This is a genomic window from Streptomyces sp. NBC_00727 (assembly GCF_045161745.1).
In the GTDB taxonomy this organism is placed as follows: Bacteria; Actinomycetota; Actinomycetes; order Streptomycetales; family Streptomycetaceae; genus Streptomyces.
Genome location: NZ_CP108981.1, coordinates 1121866 through 1139586, shown reverse-complemented (window position 1 = coordinate 1139586; position 17721 = coordinate 1121866). Strand labels below are relative to the sequence as shown.

Here is a 17721-nt window from a genome sequence, read left to right as displayed (position 1 = left end):
GCCACGCCCCGGTGTCACTGCGCGCCGGGGCGCACCAGGCCGCTCTCGTACGCGTACACCGCGGCCTGCACCCGGTCGCGCAGGCCCAGCTTCGTCAGCACATGGCCCACATGGGTCTTCACCGTCGTCTCGCTGACGAACAGGTCGGCGGCGATCTCCGCGTTCGACAGGCCGCGCGCCACCAGCTTCAGGACCTCGACCTCGCGGTCCGTCAGCGTGTGCAGCGTGTCCGGCAGCGGCTCCTCGCCGGACGGCAGGTGGTCCGCGTACTTGTCGAGCAGCCGGCGCGTCACGCTCGGGGCGAGCATCGCCTCGCCGCCCGCCACCACCCGGATCGCCTGCACCAGCTCGTCGGCCGGCGCGTCCTTCAGCAGGAAGCCGCTCGCACCGGCCCGCAGCGCCTCCACCACGTACTCGTCGAGATCGAACGTGGTCAGCACCAGCACCTTCGCCGGGCCGTCCCGGTCGGGGCCGGTGATCTGCCGCGTCGCCTCGACACCGTCCATCCGCGGCATCCGGATGTCCATCAGCACCACATCGGGCTGCAGCGCGCGCACCTGGTCGAGAGCCTGGAGACCGTCACCGGCCTCGCCCACCACCGCCAGATCGCCCTCGGCCTCCAGGATCATCCGGAAGCCGGTGCGCAGCAGCGGTTGGTCGTCGACCAGAAGGACGCGGATAGCCACCAGATCTCCTCAATGCCCGTCGAGGGCCGCAGGCCGGTCGGCCCCGGCCCGGACCGGGTCCATTCTGCCCTGGTCATCATCCGCCGGACCGGCCGGGCGGACGGTCAGCGGATAGACCGGGGGAGTCCCACCGAATTCCGGACAGAGCGCCTGGTGGTCGCACCAGCCGCACAGCTTCGTCGGCCGCGGCCGCCACTCGCCGGTCCGGGTCGCCAGCGAGATCGCCTCCCACAGCGCCAGCAGCTTGCGCTCCACCCGCTCCAGGTCCGCCACGACCGGGTCGTACGTCATCACGTCACCGCTGCCGAGGTAGACCAGCTGGAGCCGGCGCGGCACCACGCCCTTCAGCCGCCAGATCACCAGGGCGTAGAACTTCATCTGGAACAGCGCCCCCTCCGCGTACTCCGGACGCGGCGCCTTCCCGGTCTTGTAGTCGACGATCCGGACCTCGCCCGTCGGCGCCACGTCGATGCGGTCGATCACCCCGCGCAGCCGCAGTCCCGACTCCAGCTCCGTCTCGACGAACAGCTCCCGCTCGGCCGGCTCCAGGCGCGTCGGGTCCTCCAGTGAGAACCAGCGCTCCACGAGCTGCTCCGCCTGGCCCAGCCACCGCGCCAGCCGCTCGCCCTCCGGGTCCTCGGCGAAGAGCTCGCCCAGCTCCGGCTTCGACTCCAGCAGCCGGTCCCACTGCCCCGGGATCAGCGCCGTCGCCCCGCCGGGCGTGCGCTCCGCCGCAGGCTTGTCGAACAGCCGTTCAAGAACCGCATGGACCAACGTCCCCCGGGTAGCCGCCTCGCTGGGCTTCTGCGGCAGCTTGTCGATGACCCGGAAGCGGTACAGCAGGGGGCACTGCATGAAGTCGCTCGCCCGCGAGGGCGAGAGCGACGAGGGCGGCTGCGACAACGGCTGGGACGGCGGCGGAACGGAGGTCATGACGAAGACCCTACGGGCCGGCACCGACACCAACCGGCATACCATCGACCACAGACCCTCGAACACTGCATCATCGTGCCGAAAGGCACCGAACCGAAGGGACCTCGTGGACGAGAGCGGCGACAGCCGGCGGCCGCAGCCCGGCCCGGCGGGCACGGGCCCCGGCGACGGCCCCGGCAAGGGCACGCCCCCGCGCAGGGACGAGCCCGGAGGCGGCATCCTCATGGGCCGCCCCTTCGGCGTGCCCGTCTACGTCGCCCCCAGCTGGTTCCTGGTGGCGGCCCTCATCACCTGGGTCTTCGGCGGCCAGCTCGACCGGATCCTGCCCGACCTCGGCGCCGCCCGCTACCTCGTCGCCCTCTTCTTCGCGATCGCCTTCTACGCCTCCGTACTCGTCCACGAACTCGCGCACACGATCGCCGCCCTCCGCTACAAGCTCCCCGTCCGGCGCATCCAGCTCCAGTTCTTCGGCGGCGTCTCCGAGATCGAGAAGGAGTCCGAGACCCCCGGCCGCGAATTCGTCCTCGCCTTCGTCGGCCCCCTGCTCTCCCTCATCCTCGGCGGGCTCTTCTACGTACCCCTGCGCTTCGTCGAACGCGGCACCGTCCCCGCCGTCCTGCTCGGCGGGCTGATGATCTCCAACCTCATCGTCGCCGCCTTCAACCTGCTGCCCGGTCTCCCCCTCGACGGCGGCCGCATGCTCAGGGCCGTCGTCTGGAAGATCACCGGCAAGCCGATGAGCGGCACCGTCGCCGCCGCCTGGGTCGGCCGCGCGCTCGCCGTCGGCACCCTCGTCGGCCTGCCCCTCCTCACCCGCAGCGGCTCCCTGGGCAACGACACCGGTGAGATCAGCGGCATGGACACCGTCACCGACGCCCTGCTCGCCGCGATCCTCGCCGCCATCATCTGGACCGGCGCCGGCAACAGCCTGCGCATGGCCCGGCTCCGCGAACACCTCCCCGACCTGCGCGCCCGCAGCCTCACCCGGCGCGCCGTCCCCGTCGAGGCCGCCACCCCGCTCTCCGAGGCCCTGCGCCGGGCCAACGAGGCGGGCGCCCGCGCCCTCGTCGTCGTCGACGGCAGCGGCGAGCCCAAGGCCCTCGTCCGGGAGACCGCCATCGTCGCCGTCCCCGAACACCGGCGCCCCTGGGTCGCCGTCAGCGGCCTCGCCCAGGACCTGACCGACGGCATGAGGGTCCCCGCCGAACTCGCAGGAGAAGCCCTCCTGGACCGCCTCAAGGCCACCCCCGCCACGGAGTACCTCGTCGTCGAGGAGACCGGCGAGATCTACGGGGTCCTCTCCACCGCCGACGTCGAGCGTGCCTTCGTCGCCGCCATGGCCCGCCCCGCCGCCTGACACCCGCCGCACGCGGTCGTACGCCCGTACGGGCGGGCGGTCGGCTTCCCCCGAAACACCGGTACGCTGGTCACATGTCTGAACCGACCGGTGCCGCCCGCCGACGCGGGCCCTTCAAGGTCGGGGACCAGGTCCAGCTCACCGATCCCAAGGGACGCCACCACACCTTCACGCTCGAAGCCGGAAAGAACTTCCACACCCACAAGGGTTCTTTCCCGCACGACGAGCTGATCGGCGCCCCCGAGGGCAGTGTGGTCCGAACCACGGGAAACGTCGCCTACCTCGCGCTGCGCCCCCTGCTCCCCGACTACGTCCTGTCCATGCCCCGCGGCGCCGCCGTGGTCTACCCGAAGGACGCGGGCCAGATCCTCGCCTTCGGTGACATCTTCCCCGGCGCCCGCGTCGTGGAGGCGGGAGTCGGCTCGGGCGCGCTCTCCACCTTCCTGCTCCGCGCCATCGGCGAACAGGGCATGCTGCACTCGTACGAGCGCCGCGAGGACTTCGCCGAGATCGCCCAGCAGAACGTCGAGCGCTACTTCGGCAGCCCGCACCCCGCCTGGCAGCTCACGGTCGGCGACCTCCAGGACAACCTCACCGACACCGACGTGGACCGCGTCGTGCTGGACATGCTGGCCCCCTGGGAGTGCCTGGACGCCGTCTCCAAGGCGCTCGTCCCCGGCGGCATCCTCTGCGCGTACGTCGCGACCACCACCCAGCTCTCCCGGACGGTCGAGTCCATTCGCGAGATCGGCTGCTTCGCCGAGCCGCAGCCGTGGGAGTCGATGATCCGCAACTGGCACGTCGAGGGTCTGGCCGTGCGCCCGGACCACCGCATGATCGGTCACACCGGCTTCCTCGTCACCGCCCGCAGGCTCGCCGACGGCGTCGAGGCCCCGGCCCGTCGCCGCCGCCCCTCCAAGGGCGCCTACGGCGAGGACTACGACGGCCCGGGCGCCCGCAGCGGCTCCGCCCGCGACTGACCCCCGCGGCAACGTACCGGCGCCGCCGCCGGGTTCCCGGACCGACCCGGGGACCCGGCGGCGGCGCCCTTCTCGTACCCGGCTCGCGTACTCCGCTCGTAAACGGCTCGCGCCCTGCGCCTACCCCGCTCGTAAACGGACCGCATCCGGCCAGAGATCCGCTCGTGTGCCGCTCGTGGCCGGCTCGAACCCGGCCGGGCTCCCGGGCGCCGTGATCCTTGCGCACCCCACCGTTCCGCTGCCGTGTGAGGTGTGGCACGATGCTGGCCACCCCGTACCGCCGACGCCGACGGCCGCACCACAGGAACCACAGGAGACAAGCCCGCGTGCAGACCTCCGCGCTCCCGGACCTGGCGCACACCGACACCAAGCCGATGCACTGGCTCGCCACCGCGGCGGCCATGGCCGCCGTCGTCGCGGGCGCCGGTCTGCTCCAGCCCGACTCCAGCGCCTCGGCCTCCACACGCCACCGCACCGCGGCCAGGCAGCAGCACGCGGACCAGGCCGTCGCCCCCGACCCGGCCAAGGCGGTCTTCCCCCTGGACTGCGGAAACGCCGGCAACACCGTCGCCAAGCAGGCACCCGGCGACCTCGACGGCGACGGGCGGCCCGAGACCGTCGCGGTGGTCCACTGCGCGGCCGCAATCGGTACTCCGCCCAGCGGCGTCTACGTCCTCACACAGGCGGACGGGGCCGCTCCCAGGATCGTCGCGACCCTGGTGGACCCCGCCCAGCTGCTGAGCATCGGCGACTTCGCGGTCCGTGACCGCGTCATCTCCGCCACGCTCTTCGGCTACTCCTCGTCCTCGGTGCCCTCCTGCTGCCCCGACCAGCAGGAAAAGGTCACCTGGCAGTGGCAGAACGGGGCCTTCGTCCGCAGCGGCGGCCGGACGGACGGGCCCGCCTCCGCCGGCGCCTGACGGGTCAGGCCGCCTCGGGGCCGTACACCTCGACCCTGTCCGAAACCCGACGTACGTGAATGCAGTCGCCCGGGCACTCCTTGGCCGAGTCGACGACGTCCTGGAGCAGCGGCAGCGGCACCGGCGTCGTCGCGCCCTTGTCCTGCAGCAGCTCGTCGTCGCCGCTCTTCACGTACGCCAGGCCGTCGATGTCCAGCTCGAACACCTCGGGGGCGTACTGCACGCAGATGCCGTCACCCGTGCAGAGGTCCTGGTCGATCCAGACCTCCAGGTCCTTCGCCTCGCCATCGGTGGGAGTGTCCTGCCGCACGGTCATGTCGCCTGCCGTTTCCTGCGTATCCGGACCGGGAAAGAGCCAGCCCTGACGGGTGTTGAACGCTTCGACGATACAACCGGCCGCTTTCCGATGTTGAACGGTGGGTATCCACCAGGGACGGGGAGAGCGCAAGGGTGAAGATCGGACACACCTCACAGTCTTTGTGATCTAGGGGTTTCAATCACCACCCACGCAGGTAGGGTCAGGAAGCGTCCAGCTCCCCTTGGAGGAGGTGAGGACCGTGGCAGCCCACGACGACGACATCAACCGCGGCATCCGGCCCGGGCGGGGGTCCGACGACCCAGCCGGCCAGGTCGCCTATCTCGAGCAGGAAATCGCCGTCCTGCGACGTAAGCTCGCCGACTCTCCGCGGCATACGAGGATTCTCGAAGAGCGGATCGTCGAGTTGCAGACCAACCTCGCAGGCGTGTCCGCCCAGAACGAGCGGCTCGCCGGCACACTCCGCGAGGCCCGCGACCAGATCGTGGCCCTCAAGGAGGAGGTCGACCGGCTCGCACAGCCACCGGCCGGCTTCGGGGTGTTCCTGCAGGCGAACGAGGACGGCACGTGCGACATCTTCACCGGGGGCCGCAAGCTCCGGGTGAACGTCAGCCCCAGTGTCGAACTCGAAGACCTCCGGCGCGGCCAGGAGGTCATGCTCAACGAAGCGCTCAACGTGGTCGACGCCATGGAATTCGAGCGTGCCGGGGACATCGTCACCCTCAAGGAGATCCTTGAGGACGGCGAACGCGCCCTGGTCATCGGGCACACCGACGAGGAAAGGGTGGTGAGGCTCGCCGAGCCGCTGCTGGACATCACCATCCGCCCCGGCGACGCCCTGCTGCTCGAACCAAGGTCCGGCTACGTCTACGAAGTCGTGCCCAAGAGCGAGGTCGAGGAACTCGTCCTCGAAGAAGTGCCGGACATCGACTACGACAAGATCGGCGGCCTGGGCGACCAGATCGAGCTGATCCGCGACGCGGTCGAGCTCCCCTACCTTCACCCCGACCTCTTCAAGGAGCACGAGCTCCGCCCGCCGAAGGGCATCCTGCTCTACGGTCCACCCGGCTGCGGCAAGACGCTCATCGCCAAGGCCGTCGCCAACTCCCTGGCGAAGAAGGTCGCCGAGGTCACCGGACAGCCCGCCGGAAAGAGCTACTTCCTCAACATCAAGGGCCCCGAGCTCCTCAACAAGTACGTCGGCGAGACCGAGCGCCACATCCGCCTGGTCTTCCAGCGTGCCCGCGAGAAGGCGAGCGAGGGCACCCCCGTCATCGTCTTCTTCGACGAGATGGAGTCGCTCTTCCGCACCCGTGGATCGGGTGTCAGCTCGGACGTGGAGAACACCATCGTCCCGCAGCTGCTCGCCGAGATCGACGGCGTGGAGGGCCTGGAGAACGTCATCGTCATCGGCGCCTCCAACCGCGAGGACATGATCGACCCGGCGATCCTGCGCCCCGGCCGGCTCGACGTGAAGATCAAGATCGAGCGCCCCGACGCGGAGGCCGCGAAGGACATCTTCGCGAAGTACCTCACGCCTTCGCTGCCGCTGCACGCGGACGACCTGTCCGAGCACACCGGCTCGAAGGAAGCCGCGGCGCACGCCATGATCCAGTCGGTCGTCGAGCGGATGTACACCGAGTCCGAGGAGAACCGCTTCCTCGAAGTCACGTACGCCAACGGCGACAAGGAAGTCCTGTACTTCAAGGACTTCAACTCCGGCGCGATGATCCAGAACATCGTCGACCGGGCCAAGAAGATGGCCATCAAGGCCTTCCTCGACCACGGCCAGAAGGGCCTTCGCGTCTCCCACCTCCTCCAGGCATGCGTGGACGAGTTCAAGGAGAACGAGGACCTTCCGAACACCACCAACCCGGACGACTGGGCCCGTATCTCCGGCAAGAAGGGCGAGCGGATCGTCTTCATCCGCACGCTCGTCACCGGAAAGCAGGGCGCGGACACCGGCCGCTCCATCGACACGGTGGCCAACACCGGGCAGTACCTGTAGAAGGCTTACCGGCTGCGGATGCCCGGCCGGGCATCCGCAGCCGGTTGCTTTCCGGACAGCCGCGGCGACACCGCGGCAATCACGACGCAATTGATCTCCCCACCGGCACGGAGGCGTTCTAGGCTCTGGCTACCGCCCGTCCACGCAGCGCGGGACGGGCAGACCGCGCACGCATCGGACAAGCAGCGGTACTTGAGCGCCGCCCCGGAAGGGAGCGCCGCCGGGCAAGGAGGGCCGCATGACCGTACGGCGAGTAATGGGCATCGAGACGGAGTACGGGATCTCCGTCCCCGGACACCCCAACGCCAATGCCATGCTCACCTCGTCCCAGATCGTCAACGCCTACGCGGCGGCGATGCACCGGGCGCGCCGCGCCCGCTGGGACTTCGAGGAGGAGAACCCGCTGCGGGACGCGCGAGGCTTCGACCTCGCCCGCGAGACCGCCGACTCCAGCCAGCTCACGGACGAGGACATCGGCCTGGCCAATGTCATCCTCACCAACGGGGCCCGGCTCTACGTCGACCACGCGCACCCCGAGTACAGCTCCCCGGAGATCACCAACCCCAGGGACGCGGTCCTGTGGGACAAGGCCGGCGAGCGCATCATGGCCGAGGCGGCCGAGCGCGCGGCGCAGCTCCCGGGCGCCCAGCCGATCCACCTCTACAAGAACAACACCGACAACAAGGGCGCCTCCTACGGGACGCACGAGAACTACCTGATGAAGCGGGAGACCCCGTTCTCGGACATCGTGCGGCACCTGACGCCGTTCTTCGTCTCGCGGCAGGTGGTCACCGGCGCCGGACGGGTCGGGATCGGCCAGGACGGCCATGAGCACGGCTTCCAGCTCAGCCAGCGCGCGGACTACTTCGAGGTCGAGGTCGGCCTGGAGACCACGCTCAAGCGCCCCATCATCAACACCCGCGACGAGCCGCACTCGGACGCCGAGAAGTACCGCCGGCTCCACGTGATCATCGGCGACGCGAACCTCTCCGAGATCTCGACGTACCTGAAGCTGGGCACCACCTCGCTCGTCCTGTCCATGATCGAGGACGGCTTCATCAACGTCGACCTGGCCGTCGACCAGCCGGTGCGGACGCTGCACCAGGTCTCCCACGACCCCGGGCTCCAGCAGCTGATCACGCTGCGCAGCGGCCGGACACTCACCGCTGTGCAGCTCCAGATGGAGTACTTCGAGCTGGGCCGCAAATACGTCGAGGAGCGGTACGGGGCGGACGCCGACGAGCAGACCAAGGACGTCCTCAGCCGGTGGGAGGACACCCTGAACCGGCTGGAGAACGACCCGATGAGCCTGGCCGGCGAGCTGGACTGGGTGGCGAAGCGGCAGCTCATGGAGGGCTACCGGCGCCGGGACGGCCTGGACTGGGACGCGGCCCGGCTGCACCTGGTGGACCTGCAGTACGCGGACGTACGGCAGGACAAGGGCCTGTACAACCGCCTGGTGGCCCGGGGCCGGATGAAGCGCCTGCTCGACGAGGGCGAGGTCGAGCGGGCCCGTACGGCGCCGCCCGAGGACACCAGGGCGTACTTCCGCGGCCGCTGTCTCGAACAGTACGCGGACGACGTGGCGGCGGCCTCCTGGGACTCGGTGATCTTCGACCTGCCGGGCCAGGACTCGCTGCAGCGGGTGCCCACGATGGAGCCGCTGCGGGGCACCCGGGAGCACGTGAAGTCCCTCCTGGACCGCTGCCGCACGGCGCAGGAACTGGTCGAGGTCCTCTCGGGCCGCTGAACGCGCCTGAAAGGGCACCCGGCTGGGAATCATTCCGATGACCTCCGGACGTTGAGACAAGTACCGGGCCAATGTCGGACCCCGTAGGTAGGGTCTGATCAAGTGCTTCGAACCGAGCGGGGTGAGCTAGATGGCGACCAAGGACACCGGCGGCGGACAGCAGAAGGCGACGCGCTCCACGGAGGAGGCCGAGGAGCAGGCGCAGGACGCGCAGGCGTCCGAGGACCTCAAGGAACGCCAGGAGAAGCTGAGCGACGACGTGGACGACGTCCTGGACGAGATCGACGACGTGCTCGAGTCCAACGCCGAGGATTTCGTTCGATCGTTCGTCCAAAAGGGTGGCGAGTAACCGGCTTCGGCCGGAGGCCGGCGGCGGGTGTGCGGCACGGGCGGATCGCCCGTGCCGCACACCGCGGGCACGGACCGCGCTACCGGTCCGATTACCTCCGCCTGATATGTGGATCACCGTCACCGGGCGGGTAGGGTCCGGGGCGTACCGTGCTTCAACTGCAATTCGGCCATCGGCAAGTTGGGAGATGCTCCTGACGCCTTGCGCAGGGCCATCGCATACCTGGAGGGAATCGCGTGGAAGCCAACACTCGTAGCACCGGGCGTCTACCAGCTGCCTTCCTGACGCCGGGATCGTCCTCCTTCATGGACTTCCTGTCCGACCAGGCGCCCGGGATGCTGCCGGGCAACCGGCAGATGCCGCCCATGAAGGGCGTCATCGAGGCACCCCACGGCACGACGATCGTGGCGGCGGCCTTCCCCGGCGGCGTCGTCCTGGCCGGTGACCGGCGGGCGACCATGGGCAACATGATCGCGCAGCGCGACATCGAGAAGGTCTTCCCGGCCGACGAGTACTCGGCGGTGGGCATCGCCGGTACGGCGGGTCTCGCCGTGGAGATGGTCAAGCTCTTCCAGTTGGAGCTGGAGCACTTCGAGAAGGTGGAGGGTGCCCAGCTCTCCCTGGAGGGCAAGGCGAACCGGCTCTCCACGATGATCCGGAGCAACCTGGCGATGGCCATGCAGGGCCTCGCCGTCGTCCCGCTCTTCGCCGGCTACGACGTCGACCGCGAGCGCGGACGCATCTTCAGCTACGACGTCACCGGCGGGCGTTCCGAGGAGCACGTCGGCTACGCGTCCACCGGTTCCGGCTCGATCTTCGCCCGCGGCTCGATGAAGAAGCTCTACCGCGAGGACCTGACGGAGGCGGAGACGCTCACGCTGGTCGTGCAGGCGCTGTACGACGCGGCGGACGACGACTCGGCGACGGGCGGCCCGGACGTGGGCCGCCGTATCTATCCGATCGTCACCGTCATCACGGACGAGGGCTTCCGGAAGCTGACCGACGCGGAATCCTCCGAGATCGCCCGCTCGATTCTGGAACGCCGCCTGGAACAGCCCGACGGCCCGCGCGCCGCGCTGCTCTGAGCGCGCGTTCGTATCCAGCTTCTTCGATGCTCCCGCCACTGACAGAAAGGGACGGATAGCCGGTGTCGACGCCGTTCTATGTCTCACCCCAGCAGGCCATGGCCGACCGGGCGGAATACGCCCGGAAGGGCATCGCCCGTGGTCGCAGCCTGGTTGTGCTGCAGTACGCCGACGGAATCGTGTTCGTCGGCGAGAACCCGTCCCGTGCGCTGCACAAGTTCAGCGAGATCTACGACCGGATCGGTTTCGCCGCCGCCGGCAAGTACAACGAGTACGAGAACCTCCGCATCGGCGGAGTGCGCTATGCGGATCTGCGTGGTTACACCTATGACCGCGACGATGTGACGGCCCGCGGACTGGCGAACGTATACGCGCAGACGCTCGGCACCATTTTCTCCAGTGCGGCCGAGAAGCCGTACGAGGTGGAGCTCGTGGTCGCCGAGGTCGGCAGCGAGCCGGAGGGCGACCAGATCTACCGGCTGCCGCACGACGGCTCGATCGTGGACGAGCACGGCTCGGTCGCGGTCGGCGGCAACGCGGAGCAGATCAGCACCTTCCTGGACCAGCGCCACCGTGACGGGATGTCCCTCGCCGAGGCGCTGAAGCTGGCGGTGCAGGCGCTCTCCCGCGACCCCAACGGCAGCGAGCGGGAGATCCCCGCCGACCGCCTGGAGGTGGCGGTCCTCGACCGTACGCGGCCGCAGCAGCGGAAGTTCAAGCGGATCGTCGGCCGGCAGCTGGCCCGGCTCCTGGAGGCGGAGGCCGCCGCCTCGACGCCTACCGACGCCCCGTCCGACGCCGAGGACGGCGAGTCCTCGGACACCCCGACGGCCACCACGGACCCCAAGGAACCCAAGGGCACGACCGACACGACGGACTCCGGCGGGGACGTGGAGTAGCGGCTCCCGGTACGCCGAGCCCCGGCCCGCCCTTCAAGGCGGACCGGGGCTTCGTCATGCGGGAGGCGGGGCGGTGGAGCCGCGGGCGACCAGCCGCACCGGCAGGCTGCCCGGTTCGGCCGCCCGCCCGTCCAGGACGGCCAGCAGGGCGGCCATGCCACGCTCACCGACCTGCTCGGCGGGCAGCCGGACCGTGGTCAGTTCCGGCTCCACGGCCGTGGCCAGGGCCAGGTCGTCGAAGCCCGTGACGGACACGTCGTCCGGCACCCGCAGCCCGAACCGCCTGGCCGCCTTGCACGCGCCCGCCGCCAGGATGTCGTCATCGCAGACGATCGCGGTCGGCCGGGTCACGGGGAGGCCGAGCGCGTGTTCCGCCGCGTCCCGCCCCGCCCGTACGTCCAGCGCCGCGCGCGCCGTGCGCACCTCGGCGCCGGGGACCTGGCGCAGCTCCTCGTGCAGGGCGTCGGCGCGGCAGGCGAAGGTCCAGGTGTCGACGGCCGAGGCGAGGTGGAGGAAGCGCCGGTGGCCGAGGGCGAGCAGGTGGCGGGCCACCTGGCGCATCCCGTCCGCGATGTCGAGGTTGACCCGGGCCGCGGGCCCCGGCGCCGAGGGGTCGCTGTCCAGCATGACGAGGGGGACGCCCGCCCCGTGCAGGGCGTCGAGCGCGTCGGCGGCCATGGACGAGGCGAGGACCCCGTCCAGCGCGGCGCGGGCGGACGGGAAGGGGTCGCGGGCCGGTCCGGTGCCGTCGGGGGAGGGGTAGAGGACGACCCCGAAGCCGTGCTCGGCGGCGACCGCGGCGGCCCCGGTGTACACCCGGGCGAAGAACTCGTTGGTGAGGGCGGGGACGACCAGCAGGGCCGTCCTGGTGCGGCCGAGGCGCAGATTGCGGGCGGCCAGATTGGGGCGGTAGCCGAGGCCGCGGGCGGCGTCGCGCACCCGGCCGGCGGTGGACTCGGAGACCCGGCCCCGCCACTTGTCGCCGAGGACCAGCGAGACCGTGGCCTGGGAGACGCCTGCGGCCCGGGCCACGTCGCGGCTGGTGGGCCGGGGCGGGCCGGGTGGTGCTGGGCTGGTCACGCGGGCCTCCGGGCCGGTCGGGGCAGGCCCGTGAGGTGGACCTGCGGACGGGCTCATGGTACGTATGAACCTCGACGTTATACGTAAAACCTCGCAGGCCCGCACAGGCACCCGAGGGAGAGGGGCGGGACATGGCCGCGGGATACCTGGACATCCTCCGGGCACGGCACGTCGCCAGGCTGCTGACCGGCACCCTGGTGGGACGGCTGCCGAACGGCACGGCGAGCATCGCCATCGTGCTGTTCGTCCGGGCCGAGGGCGGCAGCTACACCCTCGCGGGCGCGCTCGCGGCGGTGTGCGGACTGGCCACGGCGGTGGGGCAGCCACTGCTGGGCCGCGCGGTGGACCTGTACGGGCAGCCGCGCGTCCAGCTGCCCGCCGCAGTCCTCTCCGCGCTGGGCATGTGCGTACTCGCCGGGGCCGGCTGCGACTCCCTGCCGGTGGCCTGTGCGGCGGTGGCCGTCGGCGGTCTGTTCACGCCACCGCTGGAGGGCGGACTGCGGGCGCTGTGGCCCGACGTGCTGGGCGGCGAGGAGCGGGTGCACCGGGCCTACGCCATGGACGCGGTCGCGCAGGAGGTCATGTTCACGGCCGGGCCGCTGCTCGTGACCCTGCTGGTCTCCCTCTGGTCGCCCGCGACGGCCCTGTTCGTCATCAACGTGATCGGGGTGCTCGGCGCGCTGTCCGTGGTGCTCTCCGAGCCCTCGCGGACCTGGCGCTCCGCCCCGCGCGAGGCGCACTGGCTGGGCGCGCTGCGCTCGCCCGGCCTGCTGGCGCTGCTCGGCTCGTTCTTCTTCGTGGGCCTCGCGCTCGGCTCCATCAGCGTGGCGGGCATGGCGTACGCGGACGACCACGGCCGGGAGTCGGTCTACGGCTGGCTGATGGCGGCCCTCGGGCTCGGCGCCCTGATCGGCGGGGCGGTGTACGGGGCCCGGCAGTGGGCGGGGGCGCCGGAGCGCCGGCTGCGGGTGATCGTGGGACTGCTCGCGTTGGGCTATCTGCCGCTGGTGCTGACGCCCGGCCCGGTCGCGATGACCGTGCTGGCGGCCGTGGCGGGGGTGTTCCTCGCGCCGGCGATCGCGTGCTCGTTCATCGTCGTCGACCGGCACGCCCCGCGCGGCACGGTGACGGAGGCGTTCTCGTGGCTCGTGACGACCTTCGGCGTGGGCGCGGCCGTGGGGACGGCGGTGGCCGGTCCCGCCGTCGAACTGGGCGGAACGGTGTGGAGCTTCGCCGTCGCGGGGGCCGGTGGAGTGGCGGCGCTGCTGGTGCTCCTGGCCACCGGCAAGGTCCTCTCGGCTCCCGCTCGTACCGCCGTCGCGGTGCGAGGATCCGAAAATGATCGAAACGGGGCCGTCGAACCCGGTTTCAGCTCGGGCCATCAGGCGTAATGTTCAGTCATGGACCGCCGCATTTTCGGGCTGGAGAACGAGTACGGCGTCACGTGCACGTTCAGGGGACAGCGCCGACTGTCTCCTGATGAAGTGGCGCGCTACCTCTTCCGCCGTGTTGTGTCATGGGGCCGCAGCAGCAACGTCTTTCTGCGGAACGGCGCCCGCCTCTACCTCGACGTGGGATCGCATCCGGAATATGCAACCCCCGAATGCGACAACCTGACCGAGCTGGTCACCCACGACAAGGCCGGCGAGCGCATTCTCGAAGGTCTGCTCGTCGACGCCGAACGCCGCCTGCACGAGGAGGGAATCGCCGGCGACGTCTATCTCTTCAAGAACAACACCGACTCGGCGGGAAACTCCTACGGATGCCATGAGAACTACCTCGTGGCCCGGCACGGAGAATTCTCCCGCCTCGCGGACATCCTCATTCCCTTCCTCGTCACGAGGCAGCTGATCTGCGGCGCCGGCAAGGTGCTGCAGACCCCCCGGGGCGCGGTCTACTGCGTCAGCCAGCGTGCCGAGCACATCTGGGAGGGCGTCAGTTCCGCGACGACGCGCTCCCGCCCGATCATCAACACCCGCGACGAACCGCACGCGGACGCGGAGCGCTACCGCCGCCTCCACGTCATCGTCGGCGACTCCAACATGTCCGAGACGACCATGCTGCTCAAGGTCGGCGCGACCGACCTGGTGCTCCGCATGATCGAGGCGGGCACGGTGATGCGCGACCTGACCCTGGAGAACCCGATCCGGGCGATCCGCGAGGTCAGCCACGACACCACCGGGCAGCGCAAGGTCCGCCTGGCCAGCGGCCGGGAGGCGTCGGCCATAGAGGTGCAGCGCGAGTACTACGAGAAGGCCGTGGACTTCGTCGACCGCCGCGGCATCCGTACGGGCAACGTCGAGCGCGTCCTCGAACTGTGGGGCCGCACGCTCGACGCGATCGAGGCCGAGGACCTCGACCGGATCGGCACCGAGATCGACTGGGTCATGAAGTACAAGCTCATCGAGCGGTACCGGGCCAAGCACAACATGACCATGTCCAATCCGCGGGTGGCGCAGATAGACCTCGCCTACCACGACATCCACCGCCGGCGAGGGCTGTACTACCTGCTGGAGCGCAAGGGCCAGGCCGCCCGCATCTGCAACGACCTGAAGATCTTCGAGGGCAAGTCGGTGCCCCCGCAGACGACCAGGGCCCGGCTGCGCGGCGACTTCATCCGGCGGGCCCAGGAGCAGCGGCGGGACTTCACCGTCGACTGGGTGCACCTCAAGCTCAACGACCAGGCGCAGCGCACGGTGCTGTGCAAGGACCCGTTCCGGTCGGTGGACGACCGCGTGGAGAAGCTCATCGCGGGTATGTGATCCGGCGCAGGACACGCCCCGGCACCCAACGCGACTCGGGCCCCGTACGTTTCTCGTACGGGGCCCTTGCCACGGCCTAGAGTGGCGGGGTCCCGGAACCACCTGGGGCGTGTCCCCCACATATGCCGTCTGAGATCTGAGGAACCAGTGCGCCGACTTGCCGGCCTTCTCGTCGTCCCCCTGCTGCTGTTGTCAGCGGCCTGCGGCAGCGACGACAAGGGCTCCGACTCCGCTTCCGCCTCCGCGTCCGCCCCCTCCAAGGGTGGTTTCCCCGCCATCACCGCGGGCGCGAAGTTCGGTGAGAAGCCCACGCTGGCCAAGGGCACGGGAACGCCGCCCAAGGAGCTGAAGACCAAGGTCATCAGCGAGGGTGACGGTGCGAAGCTCAAGAACGGCGACGTGGCCCAGGTCAACTACCTCGGCCAGGCGTACGACTCCACCAAGCCGTTCGACAACAGCTTCGACCGCAAGCAGCCGTTCGACCTGACGCTCGGCGCCGGCATGGTCATCCAGGGCTGGGAGAAGGGCCTGATCGGCCAGAAGGTCGGCAGCAGGGTCCAGCTGGTCATTCCGCCGGACCTCGGATACGGCGACCAGGGCCAGGACCCGATCAAGCCGAACGCCACCCTGGTCTTCGTCGTCGACGTCCTGAAGGCGAAGCAGATCCCGGCCTCCGCCAAGGGCACCGCCGTCGCCCAGGACAACATGGACCTGCCCAAGGTGGGTACCAAGACCGACGGCAAGGCGCCGAGCCTGACCATTCCCAGCAAGGTCGACCCGCCGAAGAAGCTGGTCTCCAACTACGTCCTGGAGTCCAAGGGCGACGTGGTCAAGGAGAGCGACTCGGTCGTCGTGAACTACGTGGCCAAGCTCTGGAAGGACGGCAAGGAGTTCGACAACACGTACACCACGGGCAAGACGCAGACCTTCCCCCTGGCCCAGGTCACCCTCAAGGGCCTGAAGGACGGCCTGGTCGGCAAGAAGATCGGCAGCCGCGTCCTGCTGGTCGTGCCGCCGGACCAGGGCCTCGGTGACAAGGAGCAGTCGGGCGTCCCCGCCAATTCCACGCTGGTGTTCGCGGTGGACATCCTGGCGAAGATGTAAGACTGTCCCGGTTGCCCAGTTCATCAGTAAGAGGAGCAAGTCAGTGAGCATCGACAAGCCCGAGATCGACTTCCCGGGTGGCGAGCCGCCGGCCGACCTGGAGATCAAGGACATCTGGGAGGGCGACGGCGCCGAGGCCAAGGCCGGCCAGACCGTCTCCGTCCACTACGTCGGGGTCGCCTTCTCCACCGGCGAGGAGTTCGACGCCTCGTGGAACCGCGGCACCCCGCTGCAGTTCCAGCTCGGTGCCGGCCAGGTCATCAAGGGCTGGGACCAGGGCGTGCAGGGCATGAAGGTCGGCGGCCGTCGCCAGCTGACCATCCCCGCCCGCCTCGCCTACGGTGACCGCGGCGCCGGCGGCGGCGCGATCGCCCCCGGCGAGACGCTGATCTTCGTCTGCGACCTGGTCGCCGTCTGATCCCGCGCGCGTAGCAGCAGCAGGGCCCGCACCGCGAGGTGCGGGCCCTCGCTTTTGCCCGGACACCCCGGGGCGGTACGGTCGAGCGTCGTAGAGCACAAGGGAAAGGGCGTCGATGGCGATTGCCAAGGCCGAGCGGCTGATGAACCTGGCGCTGTGTCTGCTGGGGACCCGGCGCCCGCTCAGCAAGCGCGAACTGCGCGGCTCCATCGAGGCCTACCTCGAAGCGGCATCCGACGACGCCTTCAACCGGATGTTCGAGCGGGACAAGGACGATCTGCGCGAACTCGGCCTGGTCATCGAGACCGTCGAGAACCTGGACGGCGACACCGGCTACCTCGCCCGCCGCGACAGCAACCGGCTGCCCCCCATCACCCTGGACGCCGAGGAGGCCGCCGCGCTCGGTCTGGCCGCCAAGGTCTGGCAGCAGGCCCGCCTCGCCGGCGCCGCCAGCGGCGCCCTGCAGAAGCTGCGGGCTGCCGGGATGCCCGAGGCCGAGGACGCCTACGAGGTGCACAGCGCCCTCGAACCGCGCATCCCCGTCCACGAGGCCGCGTTCGAACCCCTGATGCTGGCCTGCCGCGACCGGCGCCCGGTGACCTTCGACTACCGCAAGGCCAACGCCGCCCAGCCCGAGCAGCGCCAGGTCGAGCCGTGGACCCTGGAATGCTGGCGCGGCCACTGGTACCTGGCCGGCTGGGACCGGGAGCGGGGCGCGGAGCGCGTCTTCCGGCTCTCCCGGATCACCGGCAAGGTCCGCTCCCGGGCCGGCGCCTTCACCGCCGAGGTGCCCGACGTCGTCACCGTCCGCGAGACCGTCGAGAGCTGGGCCGGCGAGACGGCCACCCGGACCGCCCTGATCAGGCTGCGCACCGACTCCGGATACCCGCTGCGTGCCCGGGCCATATCGGTCCGGGAACTCGGGAACGGGTGGGAGGAGTTGGAGATCCCGTACGGACACGGCCTGGACGCCTGGCTCGTCGAGTTCGGCCCCGACGTCGTCGTCACCGGACCCGAGGACCTGCGGGCCGACGTGGTGGACCGGCTGCGCGCCGTGGCCAAGGACTGAGGGGA

At 70.3% G+C, this 17721-nt stretch carries 17 protein-coding genes and 1 pseudogene; 14 read left to right on the top strand and 4 right to left on the bottom strand.

The features are described 5' to 3' along the window. Nucleotides 1–14 precede the first annotated feature (14 nt). Together OG242_RS04945 and OG242_RS04940 are read right to left on the bottom strand one after the other, a co-directional pair. The gene (locus tag OG242_RS04945; RefSeq protein WP_018524072.1) at nucleotides 15–686 is read right to left on the bottom strand and encodes a response regulator transcription factor; all 672 of its coding nucleotides are present in this window, start codon (nucleotides 684–686) and stop codon (nucleotides 15–17) included. Between the two features lie 9 nt (nucleotides 687–695). Then, nucleotides 696–1541 (bottom strand): RecB family exonuclease, encoded by an 846-nt coding sequence (locus OG242_RS04940; RefSeq protein WP_405901508.1) that lies wholly within the window; start codon nucleotides 1539–1541, stop codon nucleotides 696–698. 184 nt (nucleotides 1542–1725) lie between these two features. Here OG242_RS04940 and OG242_RS04935 point away from each other — a divergent pair, with 184 nt between their 5' ends. The 3 genes from OG242_RS04935 to OG242_RS04925 all read left to right on the top strand — a co-directional run bounded on the left by OG242_RS04935 (nucleotide 1726) and on the right by OG242_RS04925 (nucleotide 4876). Beyond that, complete coding sequence (locus OG242_RS04935) at nucleotides 1726–2976, top strand: site-2 protease family protein (protein ID WP_405896971.1); 1251 nt, start codon at nucleotides 1726–1728, stop codon at nucleotides 2974–2976. A 74-nt stretch (nucleotides 2977–3050) separates the two neighbouring features. Further along, nucleotides 3051–3956, top strand: coding sequence for a tRNA (adenine-N1)-methyltransferase (locus OG242_RS04930; RefSeq protein ID WP_405896970.1), 906 nt, complete (start codon nucleotides 3051–3053; stop codon nucleotides 3954–3956). Between the two features lie 326 nt (nucleotides 3957–4282). Beyond that, a complete protein-coding gene (locus OG242_RS04925) occupies nucleotides 4283–4876 on the top strand; it encodes a hypothetical protein (protein ID WP_405896969.1) in 594 nt (197 codons plus the stop codon). A 4-nt stretch (nucleotides 4877–4880) separates the two neighbouring features. Here OG242_RS04925 and OG242_RS04920 read toward each other — a convergent pair whose 3' ends face one another. Beyond that, nucleotides 4881–5192, bottom strand: coding sequence for a ferredoxin (locus tag OG242_RS04920; protein ID WP_405896968.1), 312 nt, complete (start codon nucleotides 5190–5192; stop codon nucleotides 4881–4883). 241 nt (nucleotides 5193–5433) lie between these two features. Here OG242_RS04920 and arc point away from each other — a divergent pair, with 241 nt between their 5' ends. The 6 genes and pseudogenes from arc (at nucleotide 5434) to prcA (ending at nucleotide 11283) form a co-directional block, all read left to right on the top strand. Next, entirely contained in the window at nucleotides 5434–7200 is a 1767-nt protein-coding gene (gene arc / locus OG242_RS04915; RefSeq protein WP_405896967.1) for a proteasome ATPase, read from the top strand. A 238-nt stretch (nucleotides 7201–7438) separates the two neighbouring features. After that, a complete protein-coding gene (gene dop / locus OG242_RS04910; protein ID WP_405896966.1) occupies nucleotides 7439–8950 on the top strand; it encodes a depupylase/deamidase Dop in 1512 nt (503 codons plus the stop codon). A gap of 130 nt (nucleotides 8951–9080) precedes the next feature. Then, nucleotides 9081–9299 (top strand): ubiquitin-like protein Pup, encoded by a 219-nt coding sequence (locus OG242_RS04905; RefSeq protein ID WP_405896965.1) that lies wholly within the window; start codon nucleotides 9081–9083, stop codon nucleotides 9297–9299. 105 nt (nucleotides 9300–9404) lie between these two features. Next, nucleotides 9405–9584: pseudogene (locus tag OG242_RS04900) on the top strand (endonuclease domain-containing protein); the annotation flags it as partial. Continuing rightward, the gene (prcB, locus tag OG242_RS04895) at nucleotides 9536–10384 is read left to right on the top strand and encodes a proteasome subunit beta (protein ID WP_405896964.1); all 849 of its coding nucleotides are present in this window, start codon (nucleotides 9536–9538) and stop codon (nucleotides 10382–10384) included. The pseudogene OG242_RS04900 and the gene prcB, both read left to right, overlap by 49 nt. A gap of 62 nt (nucleotides 10385–10446) precedes the next feature. After that, complete coding sequence (prcA, locus tag OG242_RS04890; RefSeq protein ID WP_405896963.1) at nucleotides 10447–11283, top strand: proteasome subunit alpha; 837 nt, start codon at nucleotides 10447–10449, stop codon at nucleotides 11281–11283. A gap of 54 nt (nucleotides 11284–11337) precedes the next feature. Here prcA and OG242_RS04885 read toward each other — a convergent pair whose 3' ends face one another. Next, entirely contained in the window at nucleotides 11338–12363 is a 1026-nt protein-coding gene (locus OG242_RS04885) for a LacI family DNA-binding transcriptional regulator (RefSeq protein WP_405896962.1), read from the bottom strand. 131 nt (nucleotides 12364–12494) lie between these two features. Between OG242_RS04885 and OG242_RS04880 the strand changes: the two genes are divergently transcribed. The 5 genes from OG242_RS04880 (at nucleotide 12495) to OG242_RS04860 (ending at nucleotide 17716) form a co-directional block, all read left to right on the top strand. Next, nucleotides 12495–13754: an MFS transporter gene (locus OG242_RS04880; protein ID WP_405896961.1), complete on the top strand. Its 1260-nt coding sequence runs from the start codon at nucleotides 12495–12497 to the stop codon at nucleotides 13752–13754. Nucleotides 13755–13763: 9 nt separating this feature from the next. After that, nucleotides 13764–15125: a Pup--protein ligase gene (gene pafA / locus OG242_RS04875; RefSeq protein WP_026242784.1), complete on the top strand. Its 1362-nt coding sequence runs from the start codon at nucleotides 13764–13766 to the stop codon at nucleotides 15123–15125. A 147-nt stretch (nucleotides 15126–15272) separates the two neighbouring features. Then, the gene (locus tag OG242_RS04870; RefSeq protein ID WP_405896960.1) at nucleotides 15273–16229 is read left to right on the top strand and encodes an FKBP-type peptidyl-prolyl cis-trans isomerase; all 957 of its coding nucleotides are present in this window, start codon (nucleotides 15273–15275) and stop codon (nucleotides 16227–16229) included. A gap of 43 nt (nucleotides 16230–16272) precedes the next feature. Continuing rightward, complete coding sequence (locus OG242_RS04865) at nucleotides 16273–16647, top strand: FKBP-type peptidyl-prolyl cis-trans isomerase (RefSeq protein ID WP_405896959.1); 375 nt, start codon at nucleotides 16273–16275, stop codon at nucleotides 16645–16647. 115 nt (nucleotides 16648–16762) lie between these two features. Beyond that, nucleotides 16763–17716 (top strand): helix-turn-helix transcriptional regulator, encoded by a 954-nt coding sequence (locus OG242_RS04860; protein ID WP_405896958.1) that lies wholly within the window; start codon nucleotides 16763–16765, stop codon nucleotides 17714–17716. The last annotated feature ends 5 nt before the right edge of the window (nucleotides 17717–17721 follow it).

Coding starts and splice junctions, on each gene's coding strand:
- OG242_RS04940 (WP_405901508.1), bottom strand. CDS start 1,541: ATGCAGTGCCCCCTGCTGTACCGCTTCCGGGTCATCGACAAGCTGCCG.
- OG242_RS04930 (WP_405896970.1), top strand. CDS start 3,051: ATGTCTGAACCGACCGGTGCCGCCCGCCGACGCGGGCCCTTCAAGGTC.
- OG242_RS04920 (WP_405896968.1), bottom strand. CDS start 5,192: ATGACCGTGCGGCAGGACACTCCCACCGATGGCGAGGCGAAGGACCTG.
- dop (WP_405896966.1), top strand. CDS start 7,439: ATGACCGTACGGCGAGTAATGGGCATCGAGACGGAGTACGGGATCTCC.
- OG242_RS04905 (WP_405896965.1), top strand. CDS start 9,081: ATGGCGACCAAGGACACCGGCGGCGGACAGCAGAAGGCGACGCGCTCC.
- OG242_RS04880 (WP_405896961.1), top strand. CDS start 12,495: ATGGCCGCGGGATACCTGGACATCCTCCGGGCACGGCACGTCGCCAGG.
- pafA (WP_026242784.1), top strand. CDS start 13,764: ATGGACCGCCGCATTTTCGGGCTGGAGAACGAGTACGGCGTCACGTGC.
- OG242_RS04860 (WP_405896958.1), top strand. CDS start 16,763: ATGGCGATTGCCAAGGCCGAGCGGCTGATGAACCTGGCGCTGTGTCTG.